General features: G+C 51.2%; 15 protein-coding genes and 1 tRNA gene. 10 read left to right on the forward strand and 6 right to left on the reverse strand.

The features are described 5' to 3' along the window. Positions 1–34 precede the first annotated feature (34 nt). The gene (locus JNJ77_21360; GenBank protein ID MBL8825150.1) at positions 35–1,291 is read left to right on the forward strand and encodes a DUF3754 domain-containing protein; all 1,257 of its coding nucleotides are present in this window, start codon (positions 35–37) and stop codon (positions 1,289–1,291) included. Positions 1,292–1,799: 508 nt separating this feature from the next. Beyond that, complete coding sequence (locus tag JNJ77_21365) at positions 1,800–1,982, forward strand: hypothetical protein (GenBank protein ID MBL8825151.1); 183 nt, start codon at positions 1,800–1,802, stop codon at positions 1,980–1,982. 159 nt (positions 1,983–2,141) lie between these two features. On the opposite strand, the gene JNJ77_21370 is transcribed toward JNJ77_21365, so the two are convergent. Continuing rightward, the gene (locus JNJ77_21370) at positions 2,142–2,321 is read right to left on the reverse strand and encodes a hypothetical protein (GenBank protein MBL8825152.1); all 180 of its coding nucleotides are present in this window, start codon (positions 2,319–2,321) and stop codon (positions 2,142–2,144) included. 150 nt (positions 2,322–2,471) lie between these two features. Here JNJ77_21370 and JNJ77_21375 point away from each other — a divergent pair, with 150 nt between their 5' ends. Beyond that, a complete protein-coding gene (locus tag JNJ77_21375; GenBank protein MBL8825153.1) occupies positions 2,472–3,470 on the forward strand; it encodes a trypsin-like serine protease in 999 nt (332 codons plus the stop codon). Between the two features lie 3 nt (positions 3,471–3,473). Here JNJ77_21375 and JNJ77_21380 read toward each other — a convergent pair whose 3' ends face one another. Beyond that, entirely contained in the window at positions 3,474–5,213 is a 1,740-nt protein-coding gene (locus JNJ77_21380) for an FHA domain-containing protein (protein ID MBL8825154.1), read from the reverse strand. A gap of 167 nt (positions 5,214–5,380) precedes the next feature. On the opposite strand from JNJ77_21380, the gene JNJ77_21385 reads away from it, so the two are divergent. The 4 genes from JNJ77_21385 to JNJ77_21400 all read left to right on the forward strand — a co-directional run bounded on the left by JNJ77_21385 (position 5,381) and on the right by JNJ77_21400 (position 8,274). Beyond that, positions 5,381–5,785 carry a DUF4440 domain-containing protein gene (locus JNJ77_21385; GenBank protein ID MBL8825155.1) on the forward strand — a complete coding sequence of 135 codons (405 nt, stop codon included), beginning with the start codon at positions 5,381–5,383 and terminating at the stop codon, positions 5,783–5,785. Between the two features lie 100 nt (positions 5,786–5,885). Next, a tRNA-Ser gene (locus JNJ77_21390) sits at positions 5,886–5,972 on the forward strand. A gap of 183 nt (positions 5,973–6,155) precedes the next feature. Further along, positions 6,156–7,739, forward strand: a complete 1,584-nt coding sequence (locus JNJ77_21395; protein ID MBL8825156.1) for a glycerol-3-phosphate dehydrogenase/oxidase — start codon at positions 6,156–6,158, stop codon at positions 7,737–7,739. Next, positions 7,723–8,274: a DNA-3-methyladenine glycosylase gene (locus tag JNJ77_21400; GenBank protein ID MBL8825157.1), complete on the forward strand. Its 552-nt coding sequence runs from the start codon at positions 7,723–7,725 to the stop codon at positions 8,272–8,274. Before JNJ77_21395 ends, JNJ77_21400 begins: the two co-directional genes overlap by 17 nt. A 1-nt stretch (position 8,275) precedes the next feature. Here the strand turns inward: JNJ77_21400 and JNJ77_21405 are convergent, their stop codons facing one another. Continuing rightward, complete coding sequence (locus JNJ77_21405; GenBank protein ID MBL8825158.1) at positions 8,276–8,479, reverse strand: hypothetical protein; 204 nt, start codon at positions 8,477–8,479, stop codon at positions 8,276–8,278. 166 nt (positions 8,480–8,645) lie between these two features. Here JNJ77_21405 and JNJ77_21410 point away from each other — a divergent pair, with 166 nt between their 5' ends. Together JNJ77_21410 and JNJ77_21415 are read left to right on the forward strand one after the other, a co-directional pair. Continuing rightward, positions 8,646–9,488: a sugar phosphate isomerase/epimerase gene (locus tag JNJ77_21410; protein ID MBL8825159.1), complete on the forward strand. Its 843-nt coding sequence runs from the start codon at positions 8,646–8,648 to the stop codon at positions 9,486–9,488. A 32-nt stretch (positions 9,489–9,520) separates the two neighbouring features. After that, entirely contained in the window at positions 9,521–10,525 is a 1,005-nt protein-coding gene (locus JNJ77_21415) for an ATP-grasp domain-containing protein (GenBank protein MBL8825160.1), read from the forward strand. Between the two features lie 83 nt (positions 10,526–10,608). Here JNJ77_21415 and JNJ77_21420 read toward each other — a convergent pair whose 3' ends face one another. Then, entirely contained in the window at positions 10,609–11,481 is an 873-nt protein-coding gene (locus tag JNJ77_21420) for an alpha/beta hydrolase (protein MBL8825161.1), read from the reverse strand. Between the two features lie 219 nt (positions 11,482–11,700). Between JNJ77_21420 and JNJ77_21425 the strand changes: the two genes are divergently transcribed. After that, complete coding sequence (locus tag JNJ77_21425; protein MBL8825162.1) at positions 11,701–14,733, forward strand: sigma 54-interacting transcriptional regulator; 3,033 nt, start codon at positions 11,701–11,703, stop codon at positions 14,731–14,733. A 109-nt stretch (positions 14,734–14,842) separates the two neighbouring features. Here JNJ77_21425 and tsf read toward each other — a convergent pair whose 3' ends face one another. After that, complete coding sequence (gene tsf, locus JNJ77_21430) at positions 14,843–15,691, reverse strand: translation elongation factor Ts (GenBank protein MBL8825163.1); 849 nt, start codon at positions 15,689–15,691, stop codon at positions 14,843–14,845. 182 nt (positions 15,692–15,873) lie between these two features. Beyond that, the gene (gene rpsB / locus JNJ77_21435) at positions 15,874–16,806 is read right to left on the reverse strand and encodes a 30S ribosomal protein S2 (GenBank protein MBL8825164.1); all 933 of its coding nucleotides are present in this window, start codon (positions 16,804–16,806) and stop codon (positions 15,874–15,876) included. Between the last annotated feature and the right edge of the window lie 156 nt (positions 16,807–16,962).

A 16,962-nucleotide genomic window follows, 5' to 3' on the forward strand; every position in this document is an offset into this window, starting at 1 on the left:
TCCCCAGTACGGTAGGGGTCTTAGAATAATTCTCATGGCAGAATACACGGACCGCGAGCATTACATCCCCGTTCGCCGAAACGAACTGATTGACCTGCTGTGCAACGTTGAGGGTGTCACTCCCGAACAGCAAAAACAGTGGCGCATCATTTCCAATCTGCTGGCCTCGCTGTTTCACTTCGAATTCCTGCGAATCATTGAAGAATTAGCGGAAGATTATGCACCTTTCGATCCTGATCGTGAAACGACGCTATTGCGATCGGTCAGTACGATGGATCGCTCTATTCAGTTGGGAAAACTGTTCTCTACGTTCTCCCATATGCTCATACGGGCTAATTTCCACCATGTCACGGAAGAAGAACTGACCGCTGCCCTCCAAGGTCGCAGCCGCTGGGGCCTGAGCATGGATGTCGATTTCGGTATCTTTGACCGCTTATCGGTCTATGTTCGCGGAAAAACTACCGGCAAACGCAGTTTCCGTAACTGGAAACGCATGTGGAAAATGGAGGAAGTGGAAGTTCCGATATATCGTCGACTGGTCATTATGCTCAAGCTGCGGGAAGATTCCAAGACACGCATCGGCCCCGAGGTAAACAGTTCCGGTGTTTACATGAAAGCCTTCAAGGACATTCCACAGGAAGATATGGAAATGCTCCTGCCCGGCGCCAGGCTCAAGATGAGCAATATTGACAAGACCAAGCTCAGCTTTCCACTGCTCACGTTTTTTATTCTCACTGCCTGGAATGCGGTGATCGTTCCCATTCTGAAACTGGTGGGATTGGCCTTCATCAAAGGTCCGGTCGGTGCCGGGGCGCTTGGCATATGGAGCTTGGCTGCTGCTTCCGGCACGTACGGCTACCGCAGCTACTATTCCTACAATTTCACACGAAATCAGTACAGTTTGCAACTGACTCGCAGCTTGTATTATCAGAACCTAGATAACAATGCAGGCGTGCTCTACAACCTGCTCAACGAAGCGGAACATCAGGAATGGCGGGAAGCCATCCTGGGCTACTTCTGCCTATGGAAATTTGCACCGCAGGAAGGTTGGACCGCAGAACAATTAGACGACTTCATTGAAGATTTTCTGGAGAAACAGACTGGGCAGATCGTGGACTTTGAAATTCATGATTCACTGGCCAAGCTGGAACGCTTCGGATTGGTAACTCGTCACGGTGATCAGATTCGAATTGTTCCACTGGAGAAAGCGATCGACACGCTGCATGAGGCCTGGGATAAGGAATTCGAAAAAGCGATTCACGGTGCAGAATCGATGGAAAACGAATCCTGATGGTGTGGAACAAGATTCCAATCCTGTTCGCAGTGCAGAATCCATGAAAAACCATCTCTGATGCTGATTGTCACCCTCATGACAACGTAATCGTTTGAAAAATGCAGTTATTTTTCCATCTATGAATTCGAGAAATATCTTCCTGATGAAGGCATCCTCATTAAGGCTGTCATCGCCCGAACAGACGGTATTGTTGGTGTCAATGGATGAGCATGAATGGATAGACCAACCGGACTTTACTCATGAGAGAAGCTTGGAAGTTGTGGCAAACTCTGTGGTGTAGTCAAAGCCAGAGGTCGATACACTTTGGCACGACGCGGCTTCATGGCTGGGTGCCTCGGTTGGAGGTTGCTTCCCACGCCTGGCAATTGCACCTTGAGGATGTTCATCTATGTCGCCAGGATCGAATTGGTTCCAAAGAAGCAGCTTTCTTACTACGCGCTTCCGCCATGAATGGTATACTTCATGGATTCCTTCACCCCTGATTCACACCTTAGATTGTCACCTTATGTTCACCACACCGCGTGATGCTGCTGTGCCTCGGCTGCGTTGGGACCTGGTCGTACGTGTACGCCGGGAAATTGAAGCGGGCACCTACGATACTCCTGAAAAGTGGGCCATTGCCCTGGCTCGCTTACAGGATGATCTCGAACAGGGTGAGTTCAATCCTGAACAACAACCCGCCCAATAACCCTTGCAATCTGCACAGTAACGAAAGCCGGTTTAACCATCACAAGTTAAACCGGCTTTCTGCTTGATTGCTCCTCCCCTTACCAAGGGGAGGTTGGGTGGGGTCTCTTTCTGCTGAATCAATCCCCTCCAACTCCCCCTTGGTATGGGGGAGAGAAAATTACGGCCGCCCAATCGCATCCTCCGCAGCCGCCAGGTACACCGGGTCTGGAGCAATCGCATACTCGTTCAGCATCACATCGGTGAACTTGATGGCATGTTCATTGCCACTTTTCAACGCACGCTCAGCCAGTTTTTGAGGCGTGCTGCGGCTCTCTTCCTTGTGATCCGGATTGCACATGGGCACAGAGTACAAGTACGATAATCGAATCAAAGCAAAGATGAAGAAACTGATTTAACCGGTGCCTGGCCATTGACCGGTAACCTGCTTTTGTTATCGTGAACAGCACTTGATGCTGCCCGCCATCAAGTGCTTTTTAAGGAATGAACCGTGAACACGATGCTTCGCTCAGGTCTCGTTTTCAGCCTGTTTTTCGTTGTTTTCTCAACATCACAGGCCGGGGTCATCCGGCATGACCGCCCCGATGCATCCTACACCAACCTAGCTGCTCAGCCTCAGTTTAATGGTATCGGAACCGTTGAATTCTTTTCACCCTCCGCAGGTACCCTGATCGCACCGAACTGGCTGCTGACGGCTGGACACCTTCCCGGTATTACTGAAGTTACCTTTGGATTAGGGACACCCAATCAAACTTCTTACCAGGTCTTGCAGAATGTCCCCCATCCCAACTGGACTGGCAGCGTCATCAATGGTAACGATTTTCGACTGATTCAGCTGAACGGCAACCCCATTGCTGACGGTGTGGCAACGCAGGTCTATTCGCTCTACCGCGGACCTATTCTCGATCAGGTTGTTACCAACGTTGGCTATGGAGCAACGGGGAACGGAGTCACCGGGTATGACCCCAACTCCTTCGGCACCCGGCGCGCCGGTAACATGATGATCCGCAGCTACTTCATCGAAGGCAATAACGTCTTTAACAATACCACCCTGACGCGAACCACTCCCACCACCATTATGCTGGCTGATTTCATCAGTCCCGATACCAATCTTTCAACCTTGCTTTCAATCATCAATGGATTCAATACCACTGCTGCACCACAAGATCTGGAGTACATGCTCGGACCACGCGACAGCGGCAGCCCCGTCTTTTTTTTCGATAATGGTGTGTGGAAGATTGCCGGCGTCAGCAGTTTCATTGCAACGCAAAATGCACAAGGGCAAGGCCCGCAGGGAATCTATGGTGATGTATCAGGCTTTGCAGTTTTCGATGATTTCACCGCCAACTGGATTCATACCACAGCCATTCCCGAACCAGGCACGATAATCTTGACTTCACTGTTGGTCGCTGCAGGGCTTGGCGCTGGCTGGTATCGATATCGTTCACGCCAGAGGGATGAACAACAGTTGATCGACATGCCTGAATAACTGTTATGCCCCTGCTGGGCTTTCATCAATCAGCATCGTACGACGCTGCCCGGCTGCATCGCTGGCCGGCAGTGGCAGTCGCATAATAAACTTCGCGCCATGACCAAGAGAACTGTGCAAGATCACATCACCACCATGTTCCCGCATGATCTTGCGTGAAACCGCCAGGCCAAGCCCCGTGCCTTTGGAACCTTTGGTGGAGACAAACGGCTTGAAAATATTCGCCTGGATTTCTGGAGGGATTCCTGGGCCATTGTCCTGGACTACCAGTTGTGCCCAGCGGCCATTGTTTTCCAGTACGGTGGATATCGTAATTGTTGCGTCATTTGTCTCCTGCAATGCATCCACCGCATTGCTGACGATGTTGAGCAGCGCTTTATGCAATCCCTCAGCATCGGCTTGCAAGGGTTTTAACAGCGGATCATATTTCTTTTCAATCGTGATATTCAGTTCCCTGGCTCGCCCTTCCAGCAGGTCGATGACCTCGTTAGCCACAGTAGTCAAATCGGTTTCTTCCAGTGAAGGCTCACGCTCTTTGGAGTAGCTGAGCATATCCATGACCAGGTCGTAAATGCGAACCTGGTTCTTTTCCAGTGTTTTCCAGCCTTGCAGCAACAGCGGTCTGTTGTCTTCGTTGATGCCTAGTTTCAACAGATCGGAACCACTCTTCAGTCCCTGCAGAATATTCTTGATGTGATGACTGATCGCTGCAATGGTTTGCCCGACAGCTGCCAGGCGTTCTGACTGCATCATGGCACGATAGTATCGTGTATCTTCCAGCGCCAGTGCAGCCTGGTGAGCAATGGCGGCTGCCAGCATCAGATGATCTTCAGTGAGACGGGTGGTGCCTTCTCCTTGTTGAGCCAGATCAGCCATGTTGGCTTTGACATCAAGATACAACACCCCAATCGTTTCATGCCGACCCTTCATGGGCACGCACAATGCTTCCCGAATACCCTGCTCCTGCACACTGGGGCCTGCACGGAACCGTTTGTCATGGGCTGCATCGGAAGTGAGTACCCCCAGGCCTTTTTTCAGCACGTGATCCATGATCGTCTTGCTGATCGTGATCTTTTCACGCTGTTCCTTGCCTTCACGAAAACGAATCGACTTGGCCTCAAAACGGTCGTTGTCATGCCGAAGCATGAAACAACCCCGGTCCGCTTGAATCGTTTCAAAGATCAAATCCATGATCCGGTCGAGCAGTTGATCGTTATCGACAATGTGGCTGACTGCCTGCGTGGCCTGGTACATTACGCTCAAGTTAGCCAGGGCGTTTCGCAGCCAGGGGTTGGCTGCGGTTTCTGTCGGCTTGGCCAGCAACCGGGCGCCTGCGGTATCACTGACAGTTTTTACGATGGCTGACGGAACATCGTCGGCAGGCTTACCAACGAGGTCTACTTCTGCTGACTTGTTTTTAGGTTGCTCTACCGTTACGGTCTCTTCGTTGCCACTGAGTGCAAGATAAACAAGCGTGGTCTGGCCGATGCGGATTTCATCGCCCGGCTTGAGCACCACATCCTTGATCATCTTTCCATTGACGAAAGTGCCGTTGCTGCTGCCGAGGTCGAGTAATTGATGCGTGCCATTGGGCAGTAACCTCAATTCAGAATGACGCCGTGAGGCTTCAGTATCATGAAGACGTACGGTGTTATTCGCTTCACGCCCCAAGCCGACTACCTGGGTAGTCAGTTCAAAACGCTTGCCTTCATCAGAACCTTGAATGACGTACAGCGAAGCCACTCGGTTTCCTGTTCATGCACTATGAATTGTCTGCAAACAGCAGAGCCTGTCCGCCAGCGAATGGAGTTGCATATGCTGGTGTCTTTTCCTGACGTGCCAGGCACTATGATAATATAGCTTACCACGTTTCAATGTCCTCCCACAATCAGGCAGACGGAACAAGTATCATGTCGCTCTCATCAGAAGAACTGAACCTGATCCAACTCACACAAAAGCTGCTGGATGCCATCACAGCGAAAGACTGGGCGGTCTATCAGGCACTCACCAATTCCTCGATAACCTGTTTTGAACCAGAAGCATGTGGAAACCTGGTGCAGGGTATGCCCTTTCATCAGTTCTATTTCCAACTGGGAGGCGGTTCACGGCCCGGCCTGGTCACACTGGTTCAGCCACATGTTCGCATCATGGGCGATGTGGCCGTGGTCAGTTACATTCGTCTGATTCAAAGCGTAGCCGACACGGGGCCACAGACCGTTGCTTTTGAAGAAACACGGATCTGGCAGAAAAATGGCTCTGCCTGGAAACAGGTACACTTTCACCGTTCTGCTGCAGGTTCCACCCGAAAGGAATGAACCAATCGTAACTTTCAGGCATCACAATGTAGGTTGACTTCTGGTTCTCGACTGCTGGCTTCTTGATGCAGACGTTGTAGAATTTCAGAGCTATGCACCCGGAGAGGTGGCAGAGTGGTTGATTGTGCAGCACTGGAAATGCTGTGTCCATGAAAGTGGACCGGGGGTTCGAATCCCCCCCTCTCCGCTGGTTTTGTTTTACTATTGCAGGTTATAGAGATGTAAGATTCTTAATGCCGCAATGTGACAGGTCTATCATAAACCGAAAATTCGATTTCCGTAGCGGATGGAACAATCAGTCTGGTAGTGTCACTCCATAGAATTCCACAAGCTGCAATGAAATTCATGTTCAGATGGAGGAACCTCCACGATGAACCGCACCAGTATGATGCAACGTGGTCTGGCTCGTACAGAACCGTGGGACATGATCATCATTGGTGGCGGTGCAACCGGTGTGGGCATTGCAGTTGATGCCGCTTCGCGGGGCTATCAGATCATCCTGCTGGAACAGCACGATTTTGGTAAAGGGACTTCGAGCCGAAGCACCAAGCTTGTGCATGGCGGTGTGCGATATCTGGAACAGGGCAATCTGTCTCTGGTGATGGAGGCACTGAAAGAACGTGGCTTGCTCCGTCAAAACGCTCCACATCTGGTTTGCGACTTGGCATTTGTTGTTCCCAGCTACACCTGGTGGGAATCGCCTTTTTATGGCTTCGGTCTGAAAGTCTACAATCTGCTATCAGGCAAGTACAAGTTTGGCCCCACCGAACGACTTTCCAAAGAAGAAACCCTGCAACGACTGCCCAACATCAAGACGGAGGGACTGCGAGGTGGAGTGGTTTATTACGATGGCCAGTTTGACGATGCTCGCTTGTTGATCAATCTGGTAACCACCGCGGCAGAGCAGGGTGCCACCCTCCTCAATTATGTTGCAGTGACAGGATTGCTTCAGGATGACGATGGCTTTCTTCAGGGTGTGCGGGCACGCGACATGGAAACAGGTCGCGAACACACCCTTCAAGGAAAAGTTGTCATCAATGCGACTGGAGCTTTCAGTGATTCCATCCGCCAAATGGCTGATCCAGATGCCAGGAACATGATTGTACCCAGCCAGGGTATTCATCTGGTGTTTGATCGTTCCTTCCTTCCCGGCGACAGTGCCATCATGGTACCTCACACGACCGATGGTCGCGTCATGTTTGCTATCCCCTGGCACGGACATACTCTCGTGGGTACCACCGATGTTGCCATCGAAAAGGCAACGCTGGAACCGCAGGCCACCCAGCAGGAAATCGAGTTCATCCTCGAAACCTCGGGACGTTATTTGCAGAAGGCACCAACGCGAAGTGATATCCTCAGTGTGTTTACTGGCATCCGGCCGCTGGTGCAATCGGGGCATGGCAAGAACACTGCTGCACTTTCCCGCGATCATACCATCCACATTGATAACTCCGGGTTACTCACCATCGCAGGGGGCAAATGGACCACTTATCGCAACATGGCACAGGACGCGGTCGATCAAGCCATCACCCTGGCTCAATTGGAAGAGGAGCCCTGCATCACCCGAACACTGCAGATTCATGGTTACCATCAGAATGCAGAACAATTCGGACCATTGGGTGTTTACGGTGCCGATGCACCAGCCATTCTTGATCTTGGTCGTCAGGATGTTTCACTGAAAGTAAAACTACATCCTGATTTGCCTTACATACGTGCCGAGGTGGTGTGGGCTACCCGTTATGAAATGGCACGAACCGTGGAAGATGTGCTGGCACGACGCACCCGAGCTCTCTTTCTGAATGCCCACGCTGCTTGTGCGATGGCTCCTGCTGTTGCGTCGATCATGGCAAAAGAACTCGGATATGATGCGGCTTGGGAAGCTGACCAGGTCAAACAATTCGAAGCAACTGCCAGCCAGTATTTGCCGATGGAGCAACATGCCCGGAAAGGATAAGCCTTTAGTCAGATCGTTTTACCAAGTACCAGCAGAAGTGCTGGCGCCGGCTCTGTTGGGTACTATTCTGGTCAGACAATCGGGGAACCGGCTGTTCCGTGCACGCATTGTTGAAACCGAAGCGTATGTCGGAACCCACGACCTGGCGTGTCATGCAGCCAAGGGGCGGACGAAACGCACTGAAATCATGTTTGGCCCGGCAGGTATTGCCTATGTCTACCTTATTTACGGCATGTATCACATGTTGAACATCGTTGCCAGCCGTGAGGAAGATGCCCAGGCTGTGTTGATCCGTGGTGCAGTGCCACTGGATGACTGGAATGCTGATCTATCGGGGCCGGGCAAACTCGCCCGCCAGTTTGGGATTACCAGAGAACACAACGGCTGGGATTTAACGCATCCTGATTTCTGTCTACATCCCGGTGGAACCGATCGGCCGGTTATCCAAATCACGAAACGCATCGGCATCGACTATGCGGGCGAATGGAAAGATAAGTTATTGCGGTTCATTGATGGTCGATATGTCAAACGGTGAGTTATGGATTGGTGCCACCCATCCGCCTGACGCCAATTTCCACTTTCTCTAACTGTTGATTAGCCCTAGCCAGTTGTTTGTTGGTTTCTTCCAGTTGTGAATTAACATGATTCAACTCAGCCTGGAGCGAATCAAGTCTGTCTGTGACAGGCGACAGGCAGCCTGCGAGCATTGGCATCAACAAGCAAATCATCAGCTTTTTCATGGTGATACCCCCTCGCATCGTTCATCGTCCAGTAGCCCGTTCCTTCTTGATTTTCTTCTACCCTATGGTGAAAAAAGTTCTTGGCTAGAATCAGATACCTTTCAGAGGCTTCCTTCATATGAAAGTCTCTGCCAGTTGGTGCACGTCATTCCTATGAGATGGAAGCATGGCAGCATTTATCAAGCTCAGTGCATTTGCAGATGAAATCAGTCCTGATCCGGTCGAGCAGTTCGATTTGCTCGCTCGCTGCAAGGTGCGACATGTTGAGTTACGCTCAGCCTGGAAAACCAATGTGCTCGATCTGAGCGAAGAACAGATCAGTACAATTGAAAAGCTGCTCAAAGAACGAGGCATGGCTCTGTCTGCGATCGGTTCACCGATTGGCAAAGTGAAAATCACCGACCCGTGGGAGCCTCATTGGAAACGATTTCAGCGTGCTGTCGAACTGGCAAAACGATTTAACACGCCGAACATCAGAATCTTCAGCTATTATCCCGCAGACGATGGCAAACCCTGGTCGGATCATCGCCCTGCCGTGTTGGACAGAATGCAGCAGAAAGTTGAATATGCAGAAAAAGCAGGCGTTCGATTAGTGCATGAAAATGAGTCACGCATCTACGGAGAAGATCCTGTCCGCGTGCTCGATCTGTTCCGTTCCATCGACAGCCCTGCATTCAAGGCAGTCTACGATGCTGCCAACTATGTGCATGGTGGCTACGAGCCGCTCAATGCCTGGCACATGACCAAATCCTTTACAACGCATCTCCACATTAAAGACTGGATTCACGGCCAGGAAAAAGGTGTGCTGGCAGGAACAGGTCAGGGACGTATCCCCGAATCGCTGGCTGATGCATGGCAGCTTGGCTACGAAGGTTTCGCTACCCTGGAGCCGCATCTGCTCGGCGGCGGTCCAACTGGTGGCATCACCGGACCGGAGCTATTCCCCAATGCTATTGAAGCACTGGTGAAAATTCTTAATCAACTGGGCTACCCTCACGATGCCCGTTAAATTTCCGATGAAGTAAAGAGTGCAGGCACCTTATGAAATTCGGCATTACCTATACGCTCAAAGACCATGAACTCGATACGCGTCATCTCCCCGATGACTGGCAGGAAGAACTCGATAGTCCAGTAACCATTGATGCTATAGCACAGGTTTTAGCGAAGATGGGCCACGAGGTCGTCAAACTGGGCGATGGTCCAGACCTGATCCAACTGCTGGGGCGCGAGAAGCCTGACATGGTGTTCAACCTGGCAGAAGGCCGTGGCGTTTCTCGATCACGCGAAGCCTGGGTTCCCTCCATTCTGGAAATGCTGGGTATTCCCTTTACCGCATCTGATCCTTTGACCTGTGCTGTGACTCTGGAAAAAGACTATGCCAAACGATTGGCAGCTGCTGCAGGAGTGCAGGTTCCTCCGGGTGTTGTCTTGCAGCCTGGCGATCCATTGCCTGATCCCCATTCATTGGGATTAACTTATCCGCTGCTCATTAAGCCAGCCTGGGAAGGATCGAGCAAAGGCATCCGACTGCGATGTCTGGTTCACCAACCCAATGAACTTCTGGCTGTCATTAAAGAAGTTCGAGGCGATTACGCTCAACCCGTTTTGATCGAAGAGTTCATTCAAGGCGATGAGGTAACAGTGGGATTAGTGGGCAATGGTCAAGAACTGGCATGTATTGGGATGATGCACATACAACCGAAACAACATAACAATCACTTTATTTACAGTCTGGAAGTGAAGCGCGATTGGGAAAACCAGGTCACCTACCACTCGCCGCCCAATCTGCCTGCAACAGTGCTGGAGAAGACAGCGAACGCAGCCAAACAGGCATTTCTGGCCCTGGGCTGCAGAGATTTAGCCCGTGCCGATTTCCGTATTCGAAATGGAATACCTTACTTTATCGAGATCAATCCACTGCCAGGCCTGAATCCCGACTACAGCGATCTGGTGATATTATCCCGCCAGATGGGAATCGATTACGAATCACTGATCAAATCGATCGTGGAAGCTGCACTTAAACGTTGTCAGAGTTCACTCAAATAATGTCATGCGGAACGGGTGTCACGGTTTGCCCGTACGCACACTAACCATGCGAATTCACTGATTAGTTATTACTGCAATCTCACTTAGACCGCAGGCAGTTGCATCGGCACGCCCAGACGACGGCTGGCAAAGCGTTCAATCTGCGATGCTACCGATTCACCGTGCGTCAGAAAGGCAAAGTGGCCTGCAAAATCAATCGTTTGCAATGCCATGCGAGGCAGCATACGCCGCCAGGGCTTCCAGGACTCCGGAGTCCCGAACACATCATGCGTGGCAGACTGTATCAATAACGGAACCTGTCGAAGGCGATCGATGTAATGATCTATATCAAACTGCGATAGCAGTTCCAGGCGACGGGAAACCACGCCGATGTCAGTGCGTCGGCAAAGCGTTACCGCCAGTTCCAGTAGTTGCGGAAGTATCCAGCGTGTTCCAAACATGAGGGAAAACAGATTCTCGCTGCTGGCATTTTGATGAGCTGGCTGCAACACCTGCTGGAGCAGCAATTCGTTGAGAAGGGTCGAATATGAAGGAGCAATTCCCTGGGCAATAATCCCAGCGATTCTGCCTGGGCACTGTCGAGCTGCTTCTAAGGCACTAATGGCACCAAAGCCGTGACCAAAAATCAAGGGCCGTTCCAGCCCAAGAGCCTTCTGAAACTCAATGCAGTCTGTTCCTAATTGCTCCATGCCTGTTCGAACCGAAAGATCGTAAGGCGAATCTTCGCCACGGCTTTGCAGAACATAGACACAGAATTGCTGACTCAGTCTGCTGGCAAGAGGCAACGATATATCCATTCCACCAGCCAAACCGCTCAGCACAATAAGGGGAGGAGAATCTGGATTGCCTATCACAAAATAGCGAGCGAGGTAACCTGGAAGATGGGCAATTTTGCTGCCGTATGCAATTGGTTCGCTAGCCAATCCTTGGCGATTCCATTTCTCAGTCTGAAGCATAAAATCATCCTTGCTCTGAACGTCTATACTTTAAAGCACTAACTGTGCCAAACTAGGTTTTTAGATTATTCCCCTTATTTAAGCAAAACATCAACCGTTAATGTTTATCGAACATTGGCGATTCATTAACGATTATTACCGGATAACCATTTAAAGCCTGATTACATTCACCTATAATCAGATTAACGAGAGTTCGTTACCGAATGTGAATGCCAAATTATGCTGCTGAAGAAGTGGATTCTGATCGCACTGGGTTTTCTCATATTTATTTATGGGTTAGTCGTAATCATTTATTCTAACAGCACAAAGGAAATTGGTGTTCGATGCGCTTTCGACACTCAAATCCAGGCTGTTTATCCCAGCCATCTTGTTGATGGACTGGCACCGCAAGGTAAGCCAGCCAAAGACGATACCATCACAGCTATCGCTGGTGTTCCAATCAGAAACTGGTCGGATTACCTCCGAACATTAGATTCCTTACGTCGAATCGAAGGTCGAGGCGTCGCGGATACCTCCAGTTTCCAGGAACTGGAAGAAGTTGCCAGGCAGGGAAATTATGTCGTATCTCGAGATCACAAAACTCTTGTGCATATTCGCTTTCTTTCCAACGGTGTTGAAAAGCAGGCTTGGTGCGTCAGCACGGGCCCGCCTCCTTCAGAATTTCTCCCTTCGCTGACATGGTTCCTGATCAAGCTTACCCTCTTGCTGATCGGTGCTGCAGTTTTCTGGAAGCGGAGCAATGACACGGTAGCAGTGCAGTTTTACCTTCTCTGCATCTGCAATGTCGGCGCTTTCATGGGCGGCTATCACTGGCTGCGCGTTTCGCAAGATCCAATTCTGACAGTCATCTTCATGACCAGTGCCGTTCTGCTGCCTGCAGTCAGTCTGCATTTTTATCTGGTTTTCCCTCGCCCCAAGAAGTTGGTTGAGAAACATCGAGGCTTATCTCTTGTACTCCTTTATAGTCCAGCCCTGATACTGCTGGCGACAATGCTGATTACCATGATTTCAGCCATTGTCGTGCATCGCCTGCAGCGAGATCCTGAACTCGTTCGCGATCTGCAGGGCGCATTACTGAAAGAAATCTATATTGCCTTGGGGTTGGCTGCGGCCCAGTTCGCTGGTTGCATCCTCAGCCTGGCACATAGTTTCTGGTCAAGTAAATCGGGCAGTCAGGAAAGGCAACAGGTGAAGTGGATTCTTGCTGGAGCCAGCGCTGCTGCTGTGCCTATTGCCTATACACTCTGGCTGGCAGCTACCGATTCCGAAGCCTTCGGTATGGGTGGAGCTACCTGGCCCATGTTCCTGGCATCACTTTCCATCACGCTCGCCTATGGAGTCGGTATTTCCAGGTATGGTTTGCTCGATGTAGGTGCCATCCTCAGTCGATCCCTGCTCCCTTTGGCTGTCAGTCTCGGCGTGGGCTTGTCCTATGCCCTGGTTGTCTTCACTGGCATGCTCATCATGGGAGAGCAGGGCATCTTCACTGCTCCTTTAAGGCAGGCAACGTGGGTCAGCGTATCTGCCATCGTCATGCTGACTATTCTTGATCTGGCACGCAACCGCATACGTACTATTCTCGATCGAAGACTGGACAAGACTCGAATATTGCTTGATCAGACACTGCAGAGGATGAATCTGACAGTGGAACAACAGCTCGATACGACGACATTAGCCAGGCGTTTTCTGCATGCCATTGCCGAGTTGATCGATCTGGAGGAAGGTTCCATTTTCCTCAAGCAAAAAAATGGAAGCGAGTACAAGCTGGTGGCTCATCTGGGCGCCATTCCCCGGCAGAATTCCCTCATCGCGGGCACTCCGCTGGTTGATACGCTGAAAGAATTGCCGATGATCCGTATTCGTCAGGCGGGCAGTCTGTCACCGGAGCCAGCACAGCGTCAACTCAAAGAACTGCATGGTGAGCTTGCCTTGCCCCTGCGTTATGAAAATGACCTCTTAGCCATTCTGATCATTGGCCATCGCGAAGGCAGGCAGCTCGATATACCCACGCTGCACCTGCTGACGACGTTTTCCCAGATTGCCGGGCTGGCGCTTCATGGTGCTGAAGGCCATGCTGCCATGGATTCGTTGAACCGCGATCTACAGGAGAAAGTTCAAAAGATTTCTGAACAGCAACGGCGAATCGTCACATTGCAAAGCCAGTTGTCGCAGTTGGGTGCCAGCAAAACATCTTCAGCTGATCTGCAACTTCCTGCACCAGTTCCTTTTGCCAGTAAAGACCCCATTTCCGTGCAGGCTCCCAGTCTTGATGGGATTGTGGGCAGCAGCAGGGTTATGAAAAAACTGCAGAACGCTGTCCGCAAAGTTGCACACAGTCAATCTGCTGTCCTTATTCGTGGTGAAAGTGGAACAGGCAAGGAACTCTTTGCCAAAGCCTTGCACGATGGTAGTCCTCGGGTCAAAGGGCCTTTTGTCAAGGTGCATTGTGCAGCGCTGGCTCCCGGATTGCTCGAAAGCGAGCTCTTTGGCCATGTAAAAGGTGCGTTCACCGGCGCCATCAAAGATAAGCCAGGCCGGTTTGAACTCGCCGATAAGGGTACTTTATTCCTTGACGAAATTGGTGATATCAATCTTGAAGTGCAGACCAAGTTGCTGCGCGTGCTGCAGGAAATGACGTTTGAACGCGTTGGCTCTACGGTTTCCCAGACGGTGGATGTCCGCATCATTGCCGCCACCAATCAGGATCTTGAAAGGCTGATGAAGGAAGGCAAATTCCGTGAAGACCTCTTTTTCCGACTGAATGTCATCACCATTCGCACTCCATCACTTCGCGAACGCCCCGAAGATATCCTTGAACTGGCCGATCACTTCCTCAAGATTTATGCAACCAAGTCAAACATCCCTGTACCAGCACTCGACGATGATGCTGCTCTGGCACTCAAAGCCTATGCATGGCCGGGCAATGTGCGAGAGCTGGAAAATGTCATCGAACGTGCCGTGGTTCTTGTGGAAGGGAACAGTATCACACTCAACGAATTGCCTACAGAAGTAACAGCAGTTGCAACAACGCCGGCGCGAATGTTTTCAGACTTGAATGAAGCAAACACCAGTTGGAACAGTGACGATGCAGACTGGGCTGCTCGGTATGAATCGGAAGAACGTCAGCGATTGATCCAGGCGATGTCACAAGCGGGTGGCAATAAATCGAAAGCAGCCCGCCTTTTGAACATGCCTCGCAGCACTTTTGTCAGCAAGATGGAAAAGCATGGCTTGCTGCCACGCCGGGTGTAAACTTACTTTAAACAGACCTGGAAGATTTCCCTTCACAAAAAAAACACTCGCAGTATTGAGACTACGAGTGTTTGAGTTCAACTTTTCCCCTCGTGGAAAAGGGAACCCCTTAACTCAGTTCACCAACCTTGTAGCGTTTGAAACCAACTACTTCAAGCTTGGTTGGAGCCAGCACATCCGTGATTGACTTGCTATCGTCTTTAACGAATTTCTGTTCGAGCAGTACGTTTTCGCTGATCCAGGTTTTCACCTTGTTCTCAACGATCATCTGGACCACCTTTTCAGGCTTACCAGTTGCTTTGGCCTGGGCTTCAGCAATTTCCCGTTCCTTGGCGATGACATCTTCAGGAATGTCGCTGCGAAGAGCATACTTGGTCTGAGCAGCAGTGATGTGCATGCTCACTTCCTTGAGCAGATCTTCGTTCACGCCCGAAGTGGCACCCTTCAGTTGCAGCAGCGTTCCGACTGTGCCATCGTGATGCACGTACTGGCCAAATGGGCCGCCATTGAGAACAGCAAATCGTGCCACTTTCATATTTTCGCGAATCAGACCGATCAGTTCTTCAATACGATCCTTGATGGTGCGCTTGCCATCAAAGGAAGCAGCATTGAGTTCATCCACCGAACCAGGAACCTTGGGAGCTTTCACCAGGTACTCGGCAATTTCATTGCCCAGCTTCAGGAAGCCATCAGCCTTGGTGACAGGTGCACTTTCGCAGCGCAACTCCACAATGGCTGCCTTGCTGTGGTCAGGCGAGATGCGAACAAATACGCGACCTTCGGCAGCTTCACGATCAGCCTTGCCTGCTGCAATGTTGGCATTGCGTTTGCGCAGTTCATCCATCGCCTTCTGGAAATCTCCACCGGCTTCGGTCAGGGCCTTTTTGCATTCCATCATCGGGCGATCAGTCATGTTTCTCAGCCGCATTACGTCAGCGGCATTGATTGCAGTGCTCATGCGTCAATCCTTGTGAGGAAAAGTAGCCAGCAATCTTGCCAATAGCCCGACGGGGCATCAGCGGGAAGACTGCTGACCATCGTAGTTCATTTTAGCAATGGTTATTAGAGAAGAGCAGGAAGCCAGTGAAGATGTTCATGCAAAGATGCAGTTCGGTACTGGCTTCAAGCTCCTTGTCTTCGTTATTCAGCGGCAGCAGTGGCTGTCTCAGCGGGTGCCACTTCGGGTTTTTCGCTGCTCCCGTCAGACTGCTGCTGACCGCGATCGCTACTTCGGCCACCACGATCACCGCCCCGGTTACCACGGTCGCCACCTCGGCCACCGCGATCACCACCCCGGCCACCGCCTTTGCGGTCGCCTCGGCCTCGGCCACGCTCGCCTCGTTCTTCACGCGCGGGCTTTTCTTCCAGTTGCTTCAGCAGTTCGGGTGGAATGGCTGCCTTGCCTTCGATCACGGCCTGGGCCAGCTTTGATAAAATCAGTTCGATGGATCGGATGCTGTCATCGTTGCCGGGAATGGGCAGATCGACGGTGTCAGGGTCGCTGTCGGTATCAATGAGAGCAACAACCGTAACACCCATCTTGCGGGCTTCCTTCACCGCAATGTGTTCCTTGTGCGGATCAATCACGATTAACGCTTCAGGTATGCGGTTCATGTCGCGAATACCCGACAGATTGCGGAAAATCTTCTTCCGTTCGCGGGTAATCGAAGAGATCATTTTCTTGCTGTAGGTGTGAATCTGGCCGGTTTCCTCGAGCGATTCAAGATTGGCCAATCGCTGGAGTCGGCTGCGGATGGTGCGGAAGTTGGTCAGCGTGCCGCCCAGCCAGCGTTCGTTCACGCAAGGCATGCCGCAACGCTTGGCTTCGCGTTCCACAATTTCCTTGGCTTGTCGCTTGGTGCCAACGAACATCACCAGTTTGCCCTGGCTGACGATCTTGGTCACATATTTGTAAGCTCGTAATAAACCACGCAGGGTTTCCCGAAGATCAATGATGTGGATGAGGTTGCGTTTGCCGTAGATATAAGGCCTCATCTTCGGGTTCCAGCGGCTTGAACGGTGTCCATAATGCACGCCGGCTTCGACTAATTCCTTCACTTCGATCAGTGCCACAAATCCCTCCAGGCCCTGTGAGTAGGGCTGTCTGTTGTTCCCTCAGGTCACGGCGGCTTGTACGAAGCCAGGCCGTTACGCTTTATGCACAACCACGGGCCAGTTAATGTAGGGTTGAAACACTACCTTGGACAGGGTATCTTGTTTCTCACTGTA

Source organism: Planctomycetia bacterium, assembly GCA_016795155.1.
Lineage (GTDB): Bacteria > Planctomycetota > Planctomycetia > Gemmatales > HRBIN36 > JAEUIE01.